This window comes from Candidatus Firestonebacteria bacterium RIFOXYD2_FULL_39_29 (assembly GCA_001778375.1).
Lineage (GTDB): Bacteria > Oederibacteriota > D2-FULL-39-29 > D2-FULL-39-29 > D2-FULL-39-29 > D2-FULL-39-29.
Genome location: MFGV01000058.1, coordinates 1 through 19,734, shown reverse-complemented (window position 1 = coordinate 19,734; position 19,734 = coordinate 1). Strand labels below are relative to the sequence as shown.

At 36.8% G+C, this 19,734-nt stretch carries 19 protein-coding genes; all 19 read right to left on the bottom strand.

Annotation, left to right across the window (positions count from 1 at the left end; genetic code table 11):
• Positions 1–265: 265 nt before the first annotated feature.
• A complete protein-coding gene (locus A2536_01195; GenBank protein ID OGF45719.1) occupies positions 266–514 on the bottom strand; it encodes a hypothetical protein in 249 nt (82 codons plus the stop codon).
• A gap of 225 nt (positions 515–739) precedes the next feature.
• On the bottom strand, positions 740–940 hold the full coding sequence (locus tag A2536_01190; GenBank protein ID OGF45718.1) for a hypothetical protein: 201 nt from the start codon (positions 938–940) through the stop codon (positions 740–742).
• 10 nt (positions 941–950) lie between these two features.
• Positions 951–1,199 (bottom strand): hypothetical protein, encoded by a 249-nt coding sequence (locus A2536_01185; protein ID OGF45717.1) that lies wholly within the window; start codon positions 1,197–1,199, stop codon positions 951–953.
• 200 nt (positions 1,200–1,399) lie between these two features.
• On the bottom strand, positions 1,400–1,762 hold the full coding sequence (locus A2536_01180) for a hypothetical protein (GenBank protein ID OGF45716.1): 363 nt from the start codon (positions 1,760–1,762) through the stop codon (positions 1,400–1,402).
• 14 nt (positions 1,763–1,776) lie between these two features.
• Positions 1,777–2,508: a hypothetical protein gene (locus A2536_01175; protein OGF45715.1), complete on the bottom strand. Its 732-nt coding sequence runs from the start codon at positions 2,506–2,508 to the stop codon at positions 1,777–1,779.
• Positions 2,509–2,641: 133 nt separating this feature from the next.
• On the bottom strand, positions 2,642–3,010 hold the full coding sequence (locus A2536_01170) for a hypothetical protein (protein OGF45714.1): 369 nt from the start codon (positions 3,008–3,010) through the stop codon (positions 2,642–2,644).
• Entirely contained in the window at positions 3,007–6,585 is a 3,579-nt protein-coding gene (locus tag A2536_01165; GenBank protein OGF45713.1) for a hypothetical protein, read from the bottom strand. The genes A2536_01170 and A2536_01165 overlap by 4 nt, the downstream gene beginning before the upstream one ends.
• Positions 6,582–7,307: a hypothetical protein gene (locus tag A2536_01160; protein ID OGF45712.1), complete on the bottom strand. Its 726-nt coding sequence runs from the start codon at positions 7,305–7,307 to the stop codon at positions 6,582–6,584. The genes A2536_01165 and A2536_01160 overlap by 4 nt, the downstream gene beginning before the upstream one ends.
• A 414-nt stretch (positions 7,308–7,721) precedes the next feature.
• Complete coding sequence (locus A2536_01155; protein OGF45711.1) at positions 7,722–8,804, bottom strand: hypothetical protein; 1,083 nt, start codon at positions 8,802–8,804, stop codon at positions 7,722–7,724.
• Entirely contained in the window at positions 8,801–9,997 is a 1,197-nt protein-coding gene (locus A2536_01150) for a hypothetical protein (GenBank protein OGF45720.1), read from the bottom strand. The genes A2536_01155 and A2536_01150 overlap by 4 nt, the downstream gene beginning before the upstream one ends.
• Before the next feature lie 7 nt (positions 9,998–10,004).
• The gene (locus A2536_01145) at positions 10,005–11,177 is read right to left on the bottom strand and encodes a hypothetical protein (protein ID OGF45710.1); all 1,173 of its coding nucleotides are present in this window, start codon (positions 11,175–11,177) and stop codon (positions 10,005–10,007) included.
• A gap of 64 nt (positions 11,178–11,241) precedes the next feature.
• Complete coding sequence (locus tag A2536_01140; GenBank protein ID OGF45709.1) at positions 11,242–11,793, bottom strand: hypothetical protein; 552 nt, start codon at positions 11,791–11,793, stop codon at positions 11,242–11,244.
• Between the two features lie 423 nt (positions 11,794–12,216).
• A complete protein-coding gene (locus A2536_01135) occupies positions 12,217–13,083 on the bottom strand; it encodes a hypothetical protein (protein OGF45708.1) in 867 nt (288 codons plus the stop codon).
• The gene (locus tag A2536_01130; protein ID OGF45707.1) at positions 13,073–13,825 is read right to left on the bottom strand and encodes a hypothetical protein; all 753 of its coding nucleotides are present in this window, start codon (positions 13,823–13,825) and stop codon (positions 13,073–13,075) included. Before A2536_01130 ends, A2536_01135 begins: the two co-directional genes overlap by 11 nt.
• Before the next feature lie 290 nt (positions 13,826–14,115).
• Positions 14,116–15,042, bottom strand: coding sequence for a hypothetical protein (locus tag A2536_01125; GenBank protein ID OGF45706.1), 927 nt, complete (start codon positions 15,040–15,042; stop codon positions 14,116–14,118).
• Positions 15,043–15,272: 230 nt separating this feature from the next.
• Positions 15,273–16,850, bottom strand: a complete 1,578-nt coding sequence (locus A2536_01120; GenBank protein OGF45705.1) for a glycoside hydrolase — start codon at positions 16,848–16,850, stop codon at positions 15,273–15,275.
• Positions 16,850–17,911: a hypothetical protein gene (locus A2536_01115; protein ID OGF45704.1), complete on the bottom strand. Its 1,062-nt coding sequence runs from the start codon at positions 17,909–17,911 to the stop codon at positions 16,850–16,852. The genes A2536_01120 and A2536_01115 overlap by 1 nt, the downstream gene beginning before the upstream one ends.
• 111 nt (positions 17,912–18,022) lie before the next feature.
• The gene (locus A2536_01110; GenBank protein ID OGF45703.1) at positions 18,023–19,237 is read right to left on the bottom strand and encodes a hypothetical protein; all 1,215 of its coding nucleotides are present in this window, start codon (positions 19,235–19,237) and stop codon (positions 18,023–18,025) included.
• A gap of 7 nt (positions 19,238–19,244) precedes the next feature.
• On the bottom strand, positions 19,245–19,562 hold the full coding sequence (locus A2536_01105; GenBank protein OGF45702.1) for a thioredoxin: 318 nt from the start codon (positions 19,560–19,562) through the stop codon (positions 19,245–19,247).
• Positions 19,563–19,734 lie beyond the last annotated feature (172 nt).

Below are 19,734 nucleotides of genomic sequence, written 5' to 3'. Positions count from 1 at the left end.
GTTCAGATTTTTCAAGAAAGGAGGTTTTGTAACCAAGGATGCTCGCTACTTCTCAAACACAACATTTGACATTAACTCCTCCGCATGAATAAGAGGTGAATTTAAAGTGATTGCCTTAAAATGAAATGAAATGAAATATTTTAAATGAAAATATTTTTGTGATTTTCAAAGGATCTATCCAGAAACTATGAGTTTCCGACAGGAGGCGAAGAGGTTTCAATGAAATAAATATAACGCGTATCAATAATTTGTTATAATGTAATTCTTAACCTTTAAATTGCATTTGCATGCGTCTTTTTTTATATCCATTTCCAAATAAACCGCTTCGAATGCGTTTCGGATATTCAATATTACTCCAATTCTCAAGATCGTTAATATTCCCGGAAGAAAAAGGATTTTTTATTGCATTTTCCACAGGGACAAATTCTTCCTTCGGGGAATGGCAGACAATACATAACTCCGGCAGTATATCAAAAAAGGTCAACCCGCATTTTCTACAAACATATTTATTCATTCTGCCTCCTGAATTTGATTATCCTATTTTTAAATTGCTTTACAACCACAATCTAACAGACTGCTGAAAAACTCAATATTTCATTGCTTATGTTGTTTGATTCGCTCCTACAAAAACAAAGTGCATGTTTTAGCAGCAGTTTAAACGACACTGGATACCGGATCTGAGTCCGGTATGACAAAAAGTGAGTTTTTCAGCAGCCTGCTAATATAATTATTAAGGCGTTTACCCTTCTCTTTTCTTTCCGGCACTATTTCTTTCAACAAGCCTGTTTCTAGTCTGGTATTGTCTTTGAATTCCTTTCGCTTCAAGAGAACCTCTTCTTCTGATATTGCCGTATATTTTATTTTCCATCAACATCCTTAAAGACATAACTATCAAAATCAAATACCCTGTCAGCTGTAAGGCCGTATTTATTTTTTCCATTTTGTCTTCCTTAAATTAACTGCCAAACATACTGTCTTATTAATTCTTTTTCTGCTTCCAACCAATGGGCCAAATCGTTACCATGTGTCTTCCCGTTCCTTTCAAAGAGCTCGTAAGCTTTTTTTTCCGCTTCAAGCTTTATCTTTGCCTTGAGCACCTGCCTGGTTACTTCGGGATGGAGAATCAGCGCTTTATCCTCTCTTGACATTATTTTTATATTTCTTCGCTTTTCTCTTTTTACCGGATCCGACTTTTTCATCTTTGCCTCCTTAATAAATTCCTAACTAATAATATCAATTAATTTCAAATATATTAATTGGCTGTTTCTACTTATTATTGACTTTGTTCTTACGCTATATTTTATACAGGAGAAAAAGAATAATGAATAAGTCTTTTAATAGGAATCAGACGACACTACAATAGATTTATGGCAAGTATGACGCAGAAAACCACGAAGGTTCATATTAAAACACCTTCAATCTTTGAAATTACGTCCAGGGGCGTAAAGGGTTTTCTTAAATATTTATCCCCTCCATAGGCTGATTTCAAGTTATACACATCTTCCTTGTAATATCCGCTCATAGCTATAATCGGAATCCGGTAGGTATCTTTGTTTTGTTTTAATTTTAACGTTAACTCATATCCGCTTAAACCGTCCATTCTCATATCCATCAATATTACATCAGGTTTTTCTGTTAGTACTGTTTTCATCGCAATATTACTATCATTAACTAATATAGTCTCATACCCGCTCGAAGACAGCATTACACCGAGCTCTTCAAGAAACTCTTTATTATCGTCAATAATCAGCACTTTTTTCATGGAAATCCCCTTACTTAAGAAACATTGTAAGTTAATAGCTTTTTTTCATTACTCAGATTATGATTTGTTCTTTCAGAAGACTTGAGGAAGCCTTCTGCAATCAGTCTTAATTTTTGCTCATTTATTATTTTTATCTTTCTTTTACCGGTTTCAAGGATCTTTTCCTTCTTAATACTGCTGGTAAATCTTATTACGGTTTCAAAGCTGGTCCCGACCATATTGGCAATTTCTTCCCGGGTAAAACTAAGCTCGCCGCCTATTTTTTTAAACAGGATAAGAAGGATTTTCGCAATACGTTGCTCTACTCTTTCATTTGTTTTTTCCTGGATTTTGCAATAAGCAGACAATAACTTCTTAGAAATAGTTTTCATAGCCAGAAAGGAAACGGCAGGAGATTTTTCCATTAAGGTTATAAGCTTTTCTTTTCTTATAAGTAATACAGATGCTTTATCTAAAGCTATTGCAGAATACGGATATGAATCCCCGCAAAAAACATAGACAGGGTCTATCAAATCCCCTTTAACAAATATATCCAATATATTCTCTTTCCCGCAAAGACTGTATTTTGATGTTTTTACCATACCTTCGGTAACAATATATACATAGTCGCCTTTTTCCCCTTCAGTAAATATTACACTTGCCTTTACATATTTCCTCTCTATCGCTTCTCTACTAATTTTTTCTAATTCCAGATTATCCAGAGACTTGAACAGCTCACATACTTTTATACTTTTTTGTTTGTCCATTTTTCACTCCTTTTTCAGCACTAATTTTAATTATCCTGTAATATATTATAGGCTGATTTTGAAATACATAAATTGGCGGATTCTATTTTCTATTGACTTTTTTCTATCGTGAGAAATTGCGCTTAAATGCGGATTATTCAACAATATTTTTTATTTCTTCCAGCAGGGTAACGACATGAAAAGGCTTACTTAATACTTTTGTAACTATTGATTCCAGATTTTCATCTTTCAGCAACTTCTCTATATGCGGTCTGCCGCTTATTAGAAATACCGCTGATTTAACCTTCATTTTTTTAATTTTTTTTATAACACCTATGCCATCTGTATGGCCCGGCATTTTAAAATCAAGCAATATAATATCATAAGTATTTTTTTCGATTAATTTTATGCCTTCCGCACCGTCAAACGCCGAAACAACATCATAGCCTTCATCTTTCAGTATTTCTGATATTTCCTCGTTTAGTTCTATATCATCGTCTATCATGAGAATTGTCTTTTTCATCTTTTTTTCTCTTCTATCGGCAAAAATATGGCTAATATTGTTCCTTTGTTAACTGTGCTTTCAACTTCTATTTTCCCTCCGTGTAAATGTATTATTTGATTGCAAACACTAAGACCTAACCCCGTCCCTCTTGCTTTGGTGGTAAAAAACGGATCAAAGATTTTGTCAATGTTTTCCTTCTCAATCCCAATTCCGTTATCTTTTATCATTATTTTAATAAACTTGTTATCAACTATTCCGGATTCAATTGCTATTTCGCCCTTTTTATCTGAAATTGCATCAAAGGCATTATTAATAACATTACTGAACAACTCTCTAATTTGATAAGGATCCGCACATATAGTTAAACGTCTAATCCCCCTATTATCAATAAACAATTTTATCTTTTTCTTGTAAAACCTTTTCTTTGCCATAGTAACACATTCATCTAAAATACTTATTACTTTTATTTCTTCTAACTGGGGAAGTTTAATCCTGGAGTAAAATAAAAGGTTATTTATTATATGATTACTTTCTTCTATCTTTTTCTCAATATTCTCAATATGTCTGTCTAATGCAACGTTATTTGCTTTTCTTTTTACATTGTAAATTGCTATCCTGATCGCCGCCAAAGGATTTCGTAACTCATGGGCCACCGTTGCAGCCAAGGTACCGATATCTGAAAGCCTCTTTGTGTCATTCAACTCCTGCTGTGTAGCTGCTAACTTTTTCTCCATTATTTTATATTCGGTAATATCACGGGCAGCAGCAAAAACTCCGGCTATTTCACCTGCTTCGTTCTTATAAACAGCAGCATTATACAAAACGTCCGTAAGCCTCCCCGAAATGTGTTTTATTGTAAGGGGATAATCCTTAACAAATCCTTCAGTAAATACCAGGTCATAACCTGACTTTGCTTTATCCGGCTCAGTAAAATAATCCAGAAATTTTGTACCAATAAGCTTTTCTCTCGAGACACCTGTTGCCAGCTCAGTAGCCTTACTTACATCCATAATCTTCCCTTTACGACTTATGGTGACCAGAGGATCCAGGCTTGTTTCTATAAGTGTGCGGGAATACATTGATGCATCTTTTAATTTGTCAAGTAACTCAAATCTTCTCAAACCTCCTGATATCACCGAACACAAAGATTCTACCGATTCAATGATCTCAAATGGTACTTTATTCTCTTTTTCATCCGAGAGATGAAGAGACCCTATTATTTCACCGACGCTTTTGATAGGGATTACAGCAACTGACGCATATCCGGTTTTCGCGCACACACAACGAAATCTCCTTTTTTCTTTGTCAGTTAAATCATCAATAAATCCAAATTTATTATTACAGTAAAAAGAACCATACTTAGACATTTTTTCCTTCTCTGAGAGAGCTGATTTCCCCGTAATGACCCTGATACACACACATTCATCTGTTTTGACAGAAAGTCTATTTTCTGATTTTATAAACTCCTCGCTAAAACCTTTGTATGCCGCATAAGGAATATTCCCATTTGTATCCAATAATCTTATCCCCACATTTGAGCAACCGCTAAATTCGGAAACGACCTCAATGATCTGTTCCAGGAATTCCTTTCGTGATGTTATTTTCACTATAGATTCTTGCAGGATATTCCTATAATAGATTTGTTTTTCCTTTTTTACCCTTTCAATTATTTCATTGCTTAGTCTTATATTTGCTTCTTTTAATTCAACAGTGCGTTCATCCACCGTTTGTTCCAAAATAACATAAGAATTTTTCAGCATTTCCTCATATTTCTTTCTTACTGATATATCTATTGAATAAATACGTATGTTTTTAGTATCGGGCAAATACTGCATCATCTGGAAGAACCAACTATTTTTAACCTTTACCTCTCTGCTATAATTATTTTTCCCGTTTTTTGTTAAATTCTTAATCACATCATCCCAGTCCTGCAAGAATTCATCTTTCTCTTTAATATCTCCATCTTCCGGAAGTATCTTTTTTGCACTTGGATTAGAGTATGTAACGTTACCGCTAAAATCAACTTCGATAACAGGATTAGGGTTTAGCGTCGGAAATGTTGCCAATCTTACCAGTTCAGTCTCTGCTTTCTTGTTTTCAGTAATATCTATTGCGACAGTTGTCACCCCTATTGTTGCTTTTTTATCATCTTTTAAAGGTTCAATAATTGTGTCAATATATTGTTTTTCTCCTGCTATCACATTCTCAAATACTTCTCTGGTTCCTCTTCCCGTCTTAAGTACCGTATTTTTTATGTATATCAATTTTTCAGAGTTTCCATTATTGATAAGCTCTCTGTCGGTTTTGCCAATAATATCTTTTACGGCGTATCCGGATTTGGAATTATACATCCAGGTATAACACAGCTGCTTATCTTGAATAGATACAGCTATAGGGGAGTTGTTTAAAACCAACCTGAACAGTTCTTCATTTTTTTTCAACAGATCTTCAGCCCGCTTTTGCTCTGTAATATCATTGCCCACAGACTGTACTTCCACTATATTTCCTTTTTCGTCAAATATAGCCCGATCAGTCCATTTTTGCCATCTGATCTCATCATTAGGAAATACAATTCTTTGTTCATGGCTTCCGACCGGATTATCTCTGCTTAATTTACTAAGATATTCTTGAATTGTTTTTCTCTTTTCATTGTAAATTAGAGGTAAAAAGCTTTCTCCAATTAAATCTTTGGATTTCTTACCGAAGTAACGGCAAAACGCTTCATTTACAAATATTATTGCGCCGCCAAGCATCCAGCTGCAGATCAATTCTGTCTGATCCTGTACCATTCCCCGGTATTTTTCTTCGCTTTGCTTTAAACCCCTGAATAAAAGATCCAATGGTTTTTTCAAGCCTGTTTCTATTACTGCTTTATAAATCAGATAAAAAGCAACTAATTTCAAATAATGTCCGGCAAGATTATAGTATCCGTATGGATCCGAATAAAGTGTAAACGATATCTCGGATAACACGGTTATTATTGTTGCTCCGCTCAATAAGTTAAAAACCGTTCTGCTAAAGTGCTCCCTTCTCTTGTATAGCATGTAAACCGACAATAAAAAGATAATCGAAATAACATATTCACTGACTAATTTAAAATCAGTTAAACCGACCCCTTCTATATAACAAATCGGAAAATTCTTCCAATACAAGATACTTAACAGCAATATTATTGTTGAACTAACAAATCCGGAAATAATATAATTTATTTTAATTCTTTTTCCTATTATAAATGTAGCAATAAGAAATATAATGCTCTGATAATATCTGGCAGAGATCCAAAATTGTGTCGCAGGATTTGTTTCGAAACCAAGAAAGATACCCATGCCTTTATATGATAAGGTGTGCAAAATATCGATTACAGTCATAAAAAAATAACCGACACCCAGGAAGAGAAAATAATCGCAATCAAAATATTTACGCGAGTTCCATACAATAATAAAAATAGAAAAGGATACAATGACGGTGAATATTTCAATGGCTGAATGAAATAGCAGATAATTATTGTTTTTAATTATAAACAAACCGGCAAGAACCACTAAAGAGGCAACAATCCAGAGGACTACTTTATAATAGCTTTTACCCCATTTCATTTTTTTACTCTTTTTCGGTACTCCGTGGGGGTGGAACCGGTTATTTTCTTAAATTGCCTTATAAATGACTCTGAATTCTCATACGCCAGTTTGTATGCAATTTGATCCACATTATAACCGGTTTTCTTTAAAAACTCTTTAGATTTATTTATTTTCAAATTCAATTTATAATCACTAAAACCCATTTTTAATTTAACCTGAAACATCCTGCTCAAGTATTTTGGACTTAGCCCAACGACATTTGCAGCATCATTCAGGGTAATTTTTTTCAAATAATTACGCTCAATAAATCCTTTTACCTTCTCCATTTTATCTTTCAAATCCATACTGTCGCTTTCAGGCAAACCCTTTTTTGTGCTTAATACTTTTTCAATAACATCTCTGGTCGAATCAACATCCAAAGGTTTTTCAATGAAATCATCAGCTTTAGCCCTTAAAGCTGAAACCACAACTTCTTTTGAACCATACCCCGTAAAAATAATTATCTTTACATCTTTATCTATCTCTCTGATATTTTTTAATATTTCCAGTCCGCTTTTTCCCGGCATTCTCACATCCAGTATTACAAGATCTATTTCGTTTGGTTTTTTTAAAATCGACAGGGCCATATCACCGTTTACGGCTTCTGTAATATCATACTCTTCAAAGCAATCCTTAAACTCGCTTCTTAAGATACTATCGTCGTCAACCAGAAGTATTTTATTTTGCTTTACATTTTTCATTTTAACATTATACCTTTCTGTTAAATGATACAGTCTGACTATTCTATACTTTTTATTGACTTTTTTCCATCCTGAAAGGAGTTCCCCAAAAACGAAGTAGAACCATTTAAACTATAAATTAATAAAACCCTCATGTTTATCGAGTGATCAGTGCTAACGCACGATCTCACCACAGGTGGACACTGATACAAGATATAGTTCCAATGAACTAAAATCTGAAAATCTCTCAATCTTTATTTCTAGGCTTTAAAAACAAAAACGCCATCATTTGGTCACTTAAGACGGCGTTTTATCTACAAACATTTTCAGTTAGTTTGTTTTAGCAGCAGTTTAACTACGCTTGATACCGCCCTCCACAAAGCGTTGGCGGGTCAAAAACTAGATCTGAGTCCGACATGACAAAAAGCGGGGTTTTCAGCAGTCTGCTAGAATCATTTCAGAGTAAACGATATCTGCAATGTTTTTATAATTTACAAATACTTTTACTTTTGAACCAGGCAAACTTATCTTTTGGAGCAGAGTATTTTTTTTCCACGGAGATTCTTTCAAGTGAATACCGAGAAAATTCATTTGTTTTAATATATCGTAAACAAGACCTTCAAGTGAATATAATTCCGACCCGGAAATGACTATCGTATCAATACCGGATAGGACAGCCAATGATCCTCCGATATATTTAAGTATCTGATTCCTATATATATCAAAGGCAAGCTTGACCTTCTCGTCCTTACCATAAATTCCGGCAAGGTCTTTCATGGACATATCGTAACCGGTAACGCCAAAAAAACCGCTTTGCTTTTTCAAGACCTCATCCATCTTGTATATAGAATAACCTGCTTTTTTCATAATATAAAATACGGCACCCGGATCAAGATCACCGCAAGAGGTCAAAGACATTATTCCTTCAAGAGGCGTTCCTCCCAGACTTACGGTCAATGGCTTATTATTTTTGATACCGCAAACAGTTGTCTTTTTGTCAAGAACAAGCGAGATAACTTTTTTATTTTTACCGAAGAGGCAGGCGGCGTAACTGTGATAGATCCCGTGATAACCAAACTTCCTTAATTTACTCTTTTCTGAACTACTTAGAGGTATGGCATAAAACACCTCTTCCAAAGGAAGAGAAAGAAAAAAAGAAGTATCAAAAAACAGAGAAACAGGTATTTTTGTATTTTCTTTGAATAATCTTCGTAAGAGCTTTACGGCAAAAGGTATATAAGACGGATATATATCCGACAAGCTTTCTAATTTATCTATTATGTTTTCTTTCATAGGCTCCGGATTTTTTGATTTTTCCGGACCAAAAGGGAGAACAAACGAAACTGCTGTAATATTATCCGGGTCGATCCCTTTTACAGCTAAGACCTCAAAGAAACTCTTTTTCTTATCCATAATTTCATCATGTTCCAGAACAAATGTAATCTCTTCTTTGCTTCTCTTACTTTCAAAGACTGTGACTTTGATATTACTTGCTCCTATTTCTCCTACTAGTTTCATTTGTGCGCTCCATATGCTTCCCTCGCTATCATTATCTCTTCATTGGTCGGCACTATCATAATACGGGCTGCGGATTTTCCGGAGGAAATATCCTTTATCCCTGACTTATAATTATTATTCTTCTTTTTATCCAACTTTATTCCAAAAATCTCCATTGCTTCGCAGACTTTCTCCCTTACAAGAGGGACCGAAACACCAAGAGAATCAGTAAAAATTAAAATGTCCGGTTTTCTCAGAAGAAGCGAGTAAAAACCTATATATTTTTTTATCCTTCTTATGAACATATTAAAAGCAAAAGCAGCATTTTTATCATTTTTCATTGTCTTTACGGCATCGCGGAGATCAGAAGAGGAGCCAAAAATACCCAGAACTCCGCTTTTTTTATTTAATATTTCATCCGCCTGCTTGACGGTAAGGTCTTCGTTTGCAATGAGACGAAATAATACTCCCGTGTCAAGGTCTCCGCTCCTTGTATTCATAATAAGCCCCTCTAGCGGAGTTAAACCCATAGTATTGTGTATGGAATGACCGTCTTTTACCGCACAGATGCTGGCCCCTCCGGTCCCGAGATGACAGCTTATTATTTTTTGCAGGTCAAACTCTCTTTTTAAGAACCGGGCAGCCTCTGTGGTTACGAACTTATGCGAAATTCCGTGAAAACCAACTCTGCGGATCCCGTATTCTTTTGCAATTTTTGCCGGTAAGGCGTAGGTATAATTTTCCGGCGGAATTTGCGCATGAAAGGCGGTATCAAAAACAGCATACTGGGGTATTTCCCGTGAAAAATTACGGCACATTTCCATAAAAGAATGGGAAACCGGATTATGTATAGGCGCAAGGTCAAAGGTAGTTTTCAGCTTTTTCAGGTCATTATCTTCCGCCCTGGTAGTCTTATTATAAAGATTCCCGGGATGCACAAACCTGTGGGCAAAAGCTGTTGTTTTAAGCCGGCTGTTCTTTGCGACATCCTCCGCTATTACACCCATAATGCATTTAAAAGCTGTACTGTGGTCAGGCATATCAATCTTAAGCACCCTTTTTTCACCCAGAACTACGTGTGTTATAAAAGAAGCTCCCTGGGTCTTAATCCCCACCCTTTCAGCTTCCCCAAAAATAAGGTCTTTTTCGCCGGGCATACTGATTAACCTGTATTTTACCGAAGAACTTCCGGGATTAAAAACAAGTATGTTAATACTTTCTTCAGATTTCATCTGAACTCCACCCGAACGAGGGAATGCCGATATTTCTATACGCTATCCAGGCCGTGCCCAGAACTGCAGCTTCCAGATTCTTAAGCTGTTCCGCTTTATCCGTAACTTTGGAGTGTTCTTCCTTTCCTGCGCCAAAACCCAAGGTAGGAATTTTAAGTTTACCATACGTATAAGAACCAAAAGTAAAGGAATTCTGCCAGTACCCTGTTTTAGATTTTAAATCCACTTCAGAAAGAGCATCCATAGATTTTCTAACAAAAGGCTCTGCGCTGTCCATAAGCCACGGCTCATATTTTTTCTCAACTTTCAAGTCCAGCCCGCCGTTCATATGCAGTTGTTCAACCGCGACTGCCGTATTAACTGAATATTTTTCCTTTTTCGAATAAACTTCTTCCGCAATAGACTTGGCCCTTTTCAAAATAGCATAATGATCTTCCTCCGGCACAAAGACCCTATCTACGGTGAATTTCATCTCTTTCGTGCCCGAGTCATTCTTGGTGTAAGAAACATCTCGGACCGAAAGTTTGGATTTTCCAAGGTTGGAATTCAAAGGGAGTTTCTCTCCTACTTTATACAATTCATTAACAAGAGGAAACGCCATCTGCATTTTACTGTCTGCCGTCTGCCCGGAAAAATCCCCGGTTATCTGTATCTCATATTCCATTCTGCCTTTATGACCGAGGTATACATTTAAACCGGTAGATTCGCATAGAAGAACGCTTTTTATTTTATTTCTCCTGTGTTTAAGTGTTTCACTGAACAAATATTCCACTCTAGCTTCGCTGTTATTAATGTTTGGAATGCAGCAGAAAATAATATTACCCTTTAGAGGCGCAAGCGAATTTTCAAGCAAAGTCCCTGCGAATAAGCCCGAAGTTATGCCATTTTTAAAACCGGCATTGCCGCCTGTTTTTTCCGTTGCATCAAAATGCGAAAGAATAACGATATCCCCTTCATCACGGCTTCCTTTTATCAGTCCTACAACGTTTTCGGCTTTATCGATTGAAACGACATCATAACCATTGTTTTTCATCTCTTTAGAAATATACTTTGGAAAATGCTCGAAATTCGTATTTCCAATTTCAATTTCACCGAGTTTAGACCAAAATTCTTCCACACCGCTTTTAAGTCCGCCCAACCTGCTTTTCAGTATGTCTTTCATATTTCCTCCTGTTTTATATTGATTAACATTATTAAGCATATATTAACACCTTTTGCAAAAAAAACTAGAAAGAAGGCGGCGTTATCACCCAAACAGCCTCAGCCTCCCCGTTTCCAATATTTTTAAAGGAATGCGGGGTTTTTGAATTAAAATATATACTGTCTCCTTTTTTCAATATATAGATACTGTCATTCAATTTTATCTCCAACTCCCCCTTTAGTACCAGGACAAATTCCTGTCCATAATGCGTGTAATTAGATCCTCCGGAACTGGCATTTTTGTTCATTTTAAATAGAAGAGGTTCCATTGTCTTATTGTTATCCGGAGAAGTGAGGAGATACATACTTACCCCTTTTTCAAGGTCCTTTATATTCTTTCTGTCTTTCTCCCTTGTTACCGGCACTTCAGATACCTGCTGCCCCTCACCGATAAGCTCACCTACCGTAGTGGAAAGTTTGTCCGCTATTTCCTTCAAGGTTGAAAGAGACGGTGAAGCCTTTCCCATTTCCACTTGAGATATAAAGCTCGCGCTCAAATTCAAGCTTCTAGCAAATTCGCGAAGCTTAATCCTCTTGCCTTCGCGTAACCTTCTTATATTTACTCCTACCGGATTCATCATAGCTTTATTATATACTATTTCACGTCAGCTGTCAAGCAGTAATGAATATTTGTTAATCTAGCATTAACACTCTTTTGCCCGGACTTATTTTGTTTTGCTTACTTATTTATCACAATACTTGCGCCTTCTATTAAACCGTAAGGCACAAATACGTACTCCAATTTCTGGTCTGCGTCGTCTACAAACTGGTCCGGACCTACCCAGCCAACATCATCCCCAAGCCTGTGATGACAAGGTCCAAAAGTATTTCTCAACGACCTTACGGGCCCAATTTTATATTATTCAATCTCTACCGGAAATTTCTTGCATAAAATATTATTCTCTTAAAGTAACACCGGACAACATTTTTCTAATCTTACATTAAGGAGCATTATTTTTTTACCACTACTATTACGTTGGACAATAGCACTATCTTTAGTTTTACTGCAGCCGGCGGTAGTCGCGGGGGGAAAGGCCTGTTATACGTTTGAATATGCGGTTAAATAGAGACACGCTGTTGTATCCTGTTTCATAAGCTACCTCAAGGATGTGTTTGTCCGTATTTTTAAGTAAAAAACATGCTTTGTAAATTCTAAATTCAGTTATATATTCAAAAACACCGTAACCTGTTGTTTTCTTAAAAAAAAAGGAGAAATAAGCCGGAACCAGATTTACTTTATCCGCAAGCTCTTTTAAAGTAATCTTTCCGGAATATCTTTTCTCAATATGTACAAGGATCCTCTTAATCCGTTCATCATTTTCCATATAAGACATTTTAATATCAGATTCTTTTTCAAGATGTCTTGCCAGGTTGATTATTAACTCCGCAAAATAGGTCTTAGTAACCGTTTCATAACCTCTTTTTTTTCCGTCATGTTCTACACATATTTTTTTTATAAGACTTTCAATAAACACCGTTTCAGCAGGTGGAAGATGAACAGGCATACTTAATTTTTCATTAAGCACATTCACAAAACTTTTCTTCCCGGGGAATACTTTCTCAAGATAATTCTTCTGAATCTCTCTTTCGAGTTTTACGGAGAATATAATATTATATATCCCAATCTCTTTATCTGTCTCATAGCCGTGGACCCCGCCATCCGGGATAAAAAATATACTGCCTCTTTTAATACTCTTTTTTCCCTTAAGTGTTTTATGAAACGCATGCCCTTCAATCGTAAAAACAAGCTCATTAAAATCATGGGTATGCAGGTTTGTACCCTTTGACTCGGCATTTTTAAAGATATTGAACTCAAAACCGTTATAAAAATGATTTAAACCTTTAAGTAAAGTATATTTACTTTTCATTTAATCTAAAAAATGACGCCGCATTATCATAGCAGAACATCTTTACTTCTTTCATTGAAGGCAGGTATTTTCTGGCAAGCTGAATAGTGTCTTCAAACGGTTCAAGATTACAACCGGAAAACCATATCGGTCCGTCTGTACCTACTAATAATTTATTAAAACCGCCCACTCTCTCGGCCATTTCAAACAGCAAGGAGAAAAAACCCAGCCAGGAGGGTTCAATGTAACAGTTTTTAAAAGCACCGGCCATATAAACACTTTCTTCAATAGTCGAACCATGCCCCAGAATAAATCTTAAATTTTGACGTTTTCCCAAAACACCCCGAAAAGCAATAGCACTTTGCCCTCGGGTCGGCTGTGTATGGGTTATAACATACAAATCCCTTTCCTTCGCAAAATCAAGGATAGGTCCCACTATTTTTTCCGAGACCTCAAACGGTTTATAATGACAAGGATGTATTTTTATTCCGGTAATCTCCGGATGCTTTTTAAAAAAACGTTCGGTCGTTTTAATAGAGCCTTTTTCAAGCGGATTTACCCAGTAGGCCAGCTGAATCCTTTTGCCATATTTTTTTTTCAAAGTAAAAGCATCTTCATTTAGCCCTTCAATGTCTTTAGCATCAGGAGCGGCAAGAATAAGATTCATTCCGTCCACCTGTCCTTTTTCAATAAACTGCCCTATTTTCCCTTTATTCCCGTCCCACACATGAAAATGCGAATCAAAATATTTTACACTGGCCATTAACTCCTCCGTTGGAAAAGATTCCACTGATTACAAAGCTTTTGGATTCCGCTGATAAAGTCTGCACTAAATCCTAATCAGTTCTCGTAAAATATCTTTTATACTTTCCTATACTTTAAAATATTCCACAGACCTCGTACCACTAAATATTTTCTGATACAGAGCTATGAATCTAAATCATGAATGGTTTACAGATATCTAATAGAACTATCGGCTTTCACTGATAAAGCCTAATTTTAAAAACACACCACTGTTAAATTTCCTCTTCTGATATTTAAAATTCTCATTCATTAGCTATTTTTCTTAATGAATCTTACAAGCTCGCCCATATCAGCTGTGGCAAGACCTACGACAGTATCTGCACAACCGTAATAAACGCTTATTTTATTGGTCTTTTTATCATGCAAAAGAGCGGTCGGAAATACTACGTTCGGAACATCACCTATCATTTCATAGGGAGTCGCAGGCGCAAGAAGGTATTCTTTACAGCGGTATAGAGTCTTCCACGGCTTGTTGCCGTCCAGGATGGCGCCACCCATGCAATATATATAACCGCTGCAGGTAATACGTACTCCATGATATATTAAAAGCCATCCTTCTTTTATCCTTATCGGGGCAGGACCGGGGCCGACTTTAGATCTCTGCCAGCCCGAAGTAGCACCAAAAACAAATTTATGATTACCCCAATGTATAAGATCTTCGCTCTCGCAGTAAAATACTTCTCCAAAAGTAGTATGAAACGGATCAGAAGGCCTGTTCAGGCAGGCAAATTTACCGTTTACTTTCGAAGGAAATAGTACAGCATTTCTGTTATACGGAAGCATAATCTGAGTAATCTGTGTAAACTTTTTAAAGTCTCTGGTCTTCGCAATACCTATATGACAGGAAATACCAGCCGGATAATAACACCATGTAGTATAATAAGTCCCGTCAATCTCAACAACTCTCGGGTCATAGCAGGATGCAGTTTTATAATTTTCAGAAGTATCCCCTTTCATATCTATTTGTTTCTCATTTATCTCCCAGTTAATAGCATCCTCACTGAAGCCCGTATGAAGTTCGCTAAATAACCGGGTGGTGTCAACACGAAAAACTCCCGCATAACCTTTACCAAACTTCACTACTGCGCTGTTGAAAATACTGTTCGCGCCGGCAACATCCTCCGGCTTTATTATCGGATTTCCTTCATACCTCTTAAAAATAGTTTCATTCGCCATAAAACCGCTCCTTTTGGATTAAAGTTTCTTTTATATCAACTAAATTATATTAAGAATTCACTTACATGTCAAGCAAATACCCGACCATGTACCACTCAATACTTTCGGGTACATGTCCAAGAATCCAAAGTATGAAGGGTGCTACTTTTTATTAAGGGAAATACAAAACCGGTGCTGTATGAAAAACTGACAGGCTGTCACAGAATAACAGAAAACATGGAAAAATTCGACTAAAGGTATACTTTATAGTCTATTTCGGGGAAGATATTATCTTTATATTCCATCCAGTTAAGCCAGGGAAGGTCTATGGAGTTGCTGTTTATGTCCTCATAGAGTTTGGTAAACCTTGACAGGTGGTCTTTGGTGGCGTTCACGGCATAGCCTACATTCGTTCTGGTCTTCATAATAAAAGCCCAGTCGGAGGCTTGCATAAGTAAAAGTTCTCTTGCCATCTGATTCAGAGCTCGCTTTAATATTCCTTCGGCATCGGGTAACTTCGCCGCCATCTCGCACATTCTGTCAGCGGCTTTATGGAGATGCCTGTAAATCCAGTCATTTCCGCCTTCCAGCCATACTTCATGACTGCCTTTATAACCCCAGCTGGACTCACAGGGAGAGCAAACCTGATTTTTCGGGTATTCCTTAAGGTACTCGCTCGGAGTAATTGTTTTAAAGACATCCTGATCATGATAAACTTTTCTAAAAAAGAAATTTAAAAACTGAGGGCCCTCATACCACCAATGGCCGTAAAGCTCTGCATCATAAGGCGCAACAATTATCGGCTTTCTGTCCATTTTCGAGGCAAGATGTTCCACCTGTTTTTCGCGGTTAAAAACAAAATTACCGGCATGCTCCGCCGCTTTATGGTCGGCAATCCAGGGATCATACGCTTCTTTGTAATCCGAGGCACCGGTAATCCTGTAGTATTTCATACCGGTAAAGGTACGCAGCCCATCTTCATTAATATACGGTTTTATATATTCATAATCCAAATCAAAACCGACATCCCGGTAAAACTCTCTATAGTAAAAATCCCCGGGATAACCTTCCTTCGCACTCCACACCTGTTTTGAAGACTCTACATCCCTCGCAAACGCAGCTGTACCGCTTCTTGTAAAGACAGGTGCAAAGATACCGTATTTCGGTCTGGGTTTTGCGTAGTTTACACCATGAGAGTCGACAAAAAAGAAGTTTATTCCGTTTTCCTTAAGGATCTTTTCGATACCCGGGTAATAAGCGCATTCAGGCAGCCAAATCCCGTTAGGCTGTTTTCCGATATGTTTTTTATGACAATCCACAGCAACTTTTATCTGGGCACGCACTGCTTTTTCATTTACACTGAGTAACGGAAGATAACCGTGAGTGGCTCCGCAGGTAATTATTTCAAGCTTGCCCAGATCAGAGAATTTTTTAAACCAATTAACAATATTTTTATTGTATTTTAAAAAGTAGGCACGGTATTCGTTAAATTTCCAGCTATACATTTTTGCCACATGATTAAAATGAGGCTCGAACTCCGTACGTCTTATTTCTTTTTCTGAAAGTTCTATGAGTTTTTCTATATGATGAAGCGCTCTGTCTTGAAGCAGTGGGTCTGCAAGCATATTAATAAGCGGAGGGGTCAAAGACATAGTGACCCGAAAGTCAACATTATCTTCTACAAGCCGTTCGTAAACGAGGAGAAGAGGGATATATGTTTCAAACACAGCTTCGTAAAACCAATCCTCTTCGAGGAAATCATCATGTTCAGGATGCCTGATATAAGGCAGGTGAGCATGGAGTACTAAAGCTAAGTATCCTTTAGGCATTATTCCACCTTCTTTGTATCTTGTGTTACTGTTATCTTAAATGACTTTTTATATTTTCCGTCTGCCGAATTGCCGACTATATCAAGAGCATGGATACCGTCTATAAGCGCAAATCTCGCAGAAAAACTCCCGTCTTGATTTAAAACAACCGCTGTATTATTAATGGTGACTTTCGCATCCGGCTCTGTGGCTCCGTAAACTATCAGTTCCGTCCCTACTCTCATCCAAAATGCCGAAGGTTTTTTTTCATATTTTACGGAACTGGACAAACTGCTTACGCCGCCGGAACCGGAAGTAGCGTCATTTGGCCGGAACTCTCCACCGTACAGCGCTTCACTTTCGCCCTTTCCCCTGCTTGCTTTTGCAATATACATCTTCCAGGCTTCCGAAGAATCCATCCACTCTTCATAGTCAAAGTTAGACATACTATCTGCAGGGGTTGACATAGCATTGGATCTTGCAAGCGTAAAGAACCTCCCCGAAGGCGCTAGAACACCAATATCAACAACCCAGGATTTTTCCGGAGCATAAACCTTCAAATAGTAGCTTATTACAAGATTTTCAAGAGTAATATCAAAATATCCATGGGCATTGTTCCCGTTAAAATCTATATTTGTAACTTCATAAACACGGAGTATTGATCTTGCAGAGTAGAACTCCTGTCCAAGTTCTTTTTGTGCTTCTTCTATTCGGGGAAGCGATACTTCCCAATATGCAAAAAGCCAGTATGAATCCCTGGTCAAAAGAACAATACGGGTATCACCATAAAAATCCTGGACTTTATTGTCATATTTTTTATATATCAGGGAAGGATGACCGGCTTTTTTAGACTTCAAAATTACAGGCTTTACCGCTGCAATTTTTTGCTCCGGTATTTTCTCCGGAGTTTTTTCCTTTAACGTTAACAATGGAGCTTTTCTCTTTTTTACGATGGCCTTTACCGCAGCTTTTACAACAGATTTTACGTAAGGTTTCACGACAGATTTTATAGAAACTTTAACGGGTTTTACTGCGGCTTTTTCTTTTAAAGGCTTTATGTCTTTCAATTTTTCTTTTTTCATTTTGAATACCTCATTAATAATACCAGACAAATATCGTCATTTCAATAGGAAAGCATTAATATATATTGATTATTTTCCATATATCATTGACCGAAAGCATTAATTCCAGCGTTAAAACTTGTTAAACGCAATTCCAACGGGGAGTTTAGGATAGAAATATGTGGTTTTATGCGGCATTTTCTCCATTTTATAGGACAAATCCAATATTGTCCTGGCAGATATATCGGGAATTATAAAACCTGCGTGAAACATCCCGTTATTCACTTTTTCCTTCACTTCCGAAATATCCCGTGTATAAGCTGTTTCTTTGGTTTGCGGTAATTTCCTGAGGATTAAGTGATGCAGCAACGATGTAGGCAGTTTTTTCCAGGTCAACGAATGTTTTTCTTTAATTGAAGAAAAGACCCTATTCCCTTTTGGCTTTAAAGCATAGTATCTGTGATCAGTATATAAAATAATTTCTTTGCTTTCAGGGGTTTTCAGTTCTTTTATTTCAAAATAGGGAGAAAGTTTTTCAAAAATATTTTGCTTACTTACTTTAAAGATAAATTTCACAAGGCGGTGCGTCGGAAGGACTACGAGTCCTTTATCATGCAGGGAGACAAGCGTAAACATAATATAATTCCAGGATGAATCTGTAGATGCAGGGTATAATTTTCTCATCTTCTTTTTAAAAAACAGACCTACTTCATACCTGTGATGACCATCAGCAATAAATACTTTTTTATTTTTAAACGCTTTTATAGCGTCAAACACAGCCTTTTCATCCCTGACGCACCATACTTTATTTATAACATCTCCATTTTTATCTTTCATCTTAAAAATAGCATAAGGTTTTTTTGAAGTAATGTTTTTAAAGCTATAAGAACCTTCATATAGTCCAAAGATGGGACTCATATTAGCGCCGCACGCCTCAAGAAGTTTTAAGCGATCGGCCTTGTGAGACGGAAAAGTATTTTCATGAGGCAGGATATTTTTTCCGGCAAACTCTTCCAACCTTACGAGGCAGAGGAGACCTGTCCTTATCTTCTTTTCACCCTCCAATAAAAACTGCTGTTGATGCACAAATAACACAGGTTTTTTTTCAAATACTAAAGTACCTTCAGATATCCAATTAGAAAATTCTTTAGCCGCCTGAATATACCTGTCGCCTTTTTCTGTCTCTTTTCTGAGAATAATTCTGACAATATTTTTTTCCGATTTAGAATAGTAAACACCCTGCATTTTTGGAGTTATAACATCATACGGAAGAGAAACTACCCTTGAAAGGTTACCTGTTTTTCCCGGATCATATTTAAGCGCCTTAAAAGCCGATATATTTACCATTTAGCCTCTAAATCAGCGCATCAAGTCTTTTCTTAATTGCCGGTTTCGGTTGTGCTCCTACCATTTGCCCGACTACTTCCCCATTTTTAAACATTAAAAGGGCAGGGATAGAACGAATTCCAAACTTTGAACTGACTCCGGGATTTTCATCTACATTAACCTTTCCTATCTTCACTTTTCCCGCATATTCTTTTGCCAGTTCTTCAATCGTCGGACCAAGCATTTTGCACGGACCGCACCACTCTGCCCAGAAATCCACGAGAACAGGCTCTGCAGCCTTTAATACTTCTTTTTCAAAATTCACATCTGTAAATGTCAATGCCATAAAACTCTCCTTAACGTAAAATCCGTTAAAACGTTGCACGTTATCACGTTACTAACGTTCTAAATTAATGTGGTAATATAAATTCAACAACTCCTATCTGTCCTTTGTTAAAATATTTTCCTAAAATGCTTTATTTTTCAGCATTTTGTAGAAAAGTTTGTTAAAATACCTC

Excerpts from the sequence above, each read along its gene's own strand:
- A2536_01120 (OGF45705.1), bottom strand. The coding sequence starts at position 16,850 with ATGCCTAAAGGATACTTAGCTTTAGTACTCCATGCTCACCTGCCTTAT.
- A2536_01190 (OGF45718.1), bottom strand. The coding sequence starts at position 940 with ATGGAAAAAATAAATACGGCCTTACAGCTGACAGGGTATTTGATTTTG.
- A2536_01130 (OGF45707.1), bottom strand. The coding sequence starts at position 13,825 with ATGGCCAGTGTAAAATATTTTGATTCGCATTTTCATGTGTGGGACGGG.
- A2536_01175 (OGF45715.1), bottom strand. The coding sequence starts at position 2,508 with ATGGACAAACAAAAAAGTATAAAAGTATGTGAGCTGTTCAAGTCTCTG.
- A2536_01135 (OGF45708.1), bottom strand. The coding sequence starts at position 13,083 with ATGAAAAGTAAATATACTTTACTTAAAGGTTTAAATCATTTTTATAAC.
- A2536_01170 (OGF45714.1), bottom strand. The coding sequence starts at position 3,010 with ATGAAAAAGACAATTCTCATGATAGACGATGATATAGAACTAAACGAG.
- A2536_01140 (OGF45709.1), bottom strand. The coding sequence starts at position 11,793 with ATGAATCCGGTAGGAGTAAATATAAGAAGGTTACGCGAAGGCAAGAGG.
- A2536_01125 (OGF45706.1), bottom strand. The coding sequence starts at position 15,042 with ATGGCGAATGAAACTATTTTTAAGAGGTATGAAGGAAATCCGATAATA.
- A2536_01145 (OGF45710.1), bottom strand. The coding sequence starts at position 11,177 with ATGAAAGACATACTGAAAAGCAGGTTGGGCGGACTTAAAAGCGGTGTG.
- A2536_01115 (OGF45704.1), bottom strand. The coding sequence starts at position 17,911 with ATGAAAAAAGAAAAATTGAAAGACATAAAGCCTTTAAAAGAAAAAGCC.
- A2536_01195 (OGF45719.1), bottom strand. The coding sequence starts at position 514 with ATGAATAAATATGTTTGTAGAAAATGCGGGTTGACCTTTTTTGATATA.
- A2536_01105 (OGF45702.1), bottom strand. The coding sequence starts at position 19,562 with ATGGCATTGACATTTACAGATGTGAATTTTGAAAAAGAAGTATTAAAG.
- A2536_01180 (OGF45716.1), bottom strand. The coding sequence starts at position 1,762 with ATGAAAAAAGTGCTGATTATTGACGATAATAAAGAGTTTCTTGAAGAG.
- A2536_01155 (OGF45711.1), bottom strand. The coding sequence starts at position 8,804 with ATGAAACTAGTAGGAGAAATAGGAGCAAGTAATATCAAAGTCACAGTC.
- A2536_01185 (OGF45717.1), bottom strand. The coding sequence starts at position 1,199 with ATGAAAAAGTCGGATCCGGTAAAAAGAGAAAAGCGAAGAAATATAAAA.
- A2536_01160 (OGF45712.1), bottom strand. The coding sequence starts at position 7,307 with ATGAAAAATGTAAAGCAAAATAAAATACTTCTGGTTGACGACGATAGT.
- A2536_01165 (OGF45713.1), bottom strand. The coding sequence starts at position 6,585 with ATGAAATGGGGTAAAAGCTATTATAAAGTAGTCCTCTGGATTGTTGCC.
- A2536_01110 (OGF45703.1), bottom strand. The coding sequence starts at position 19,237 with ATGGTAAATATATCGGCTTTTAAGGCGCTTAAATATGATCCGGGAAAA.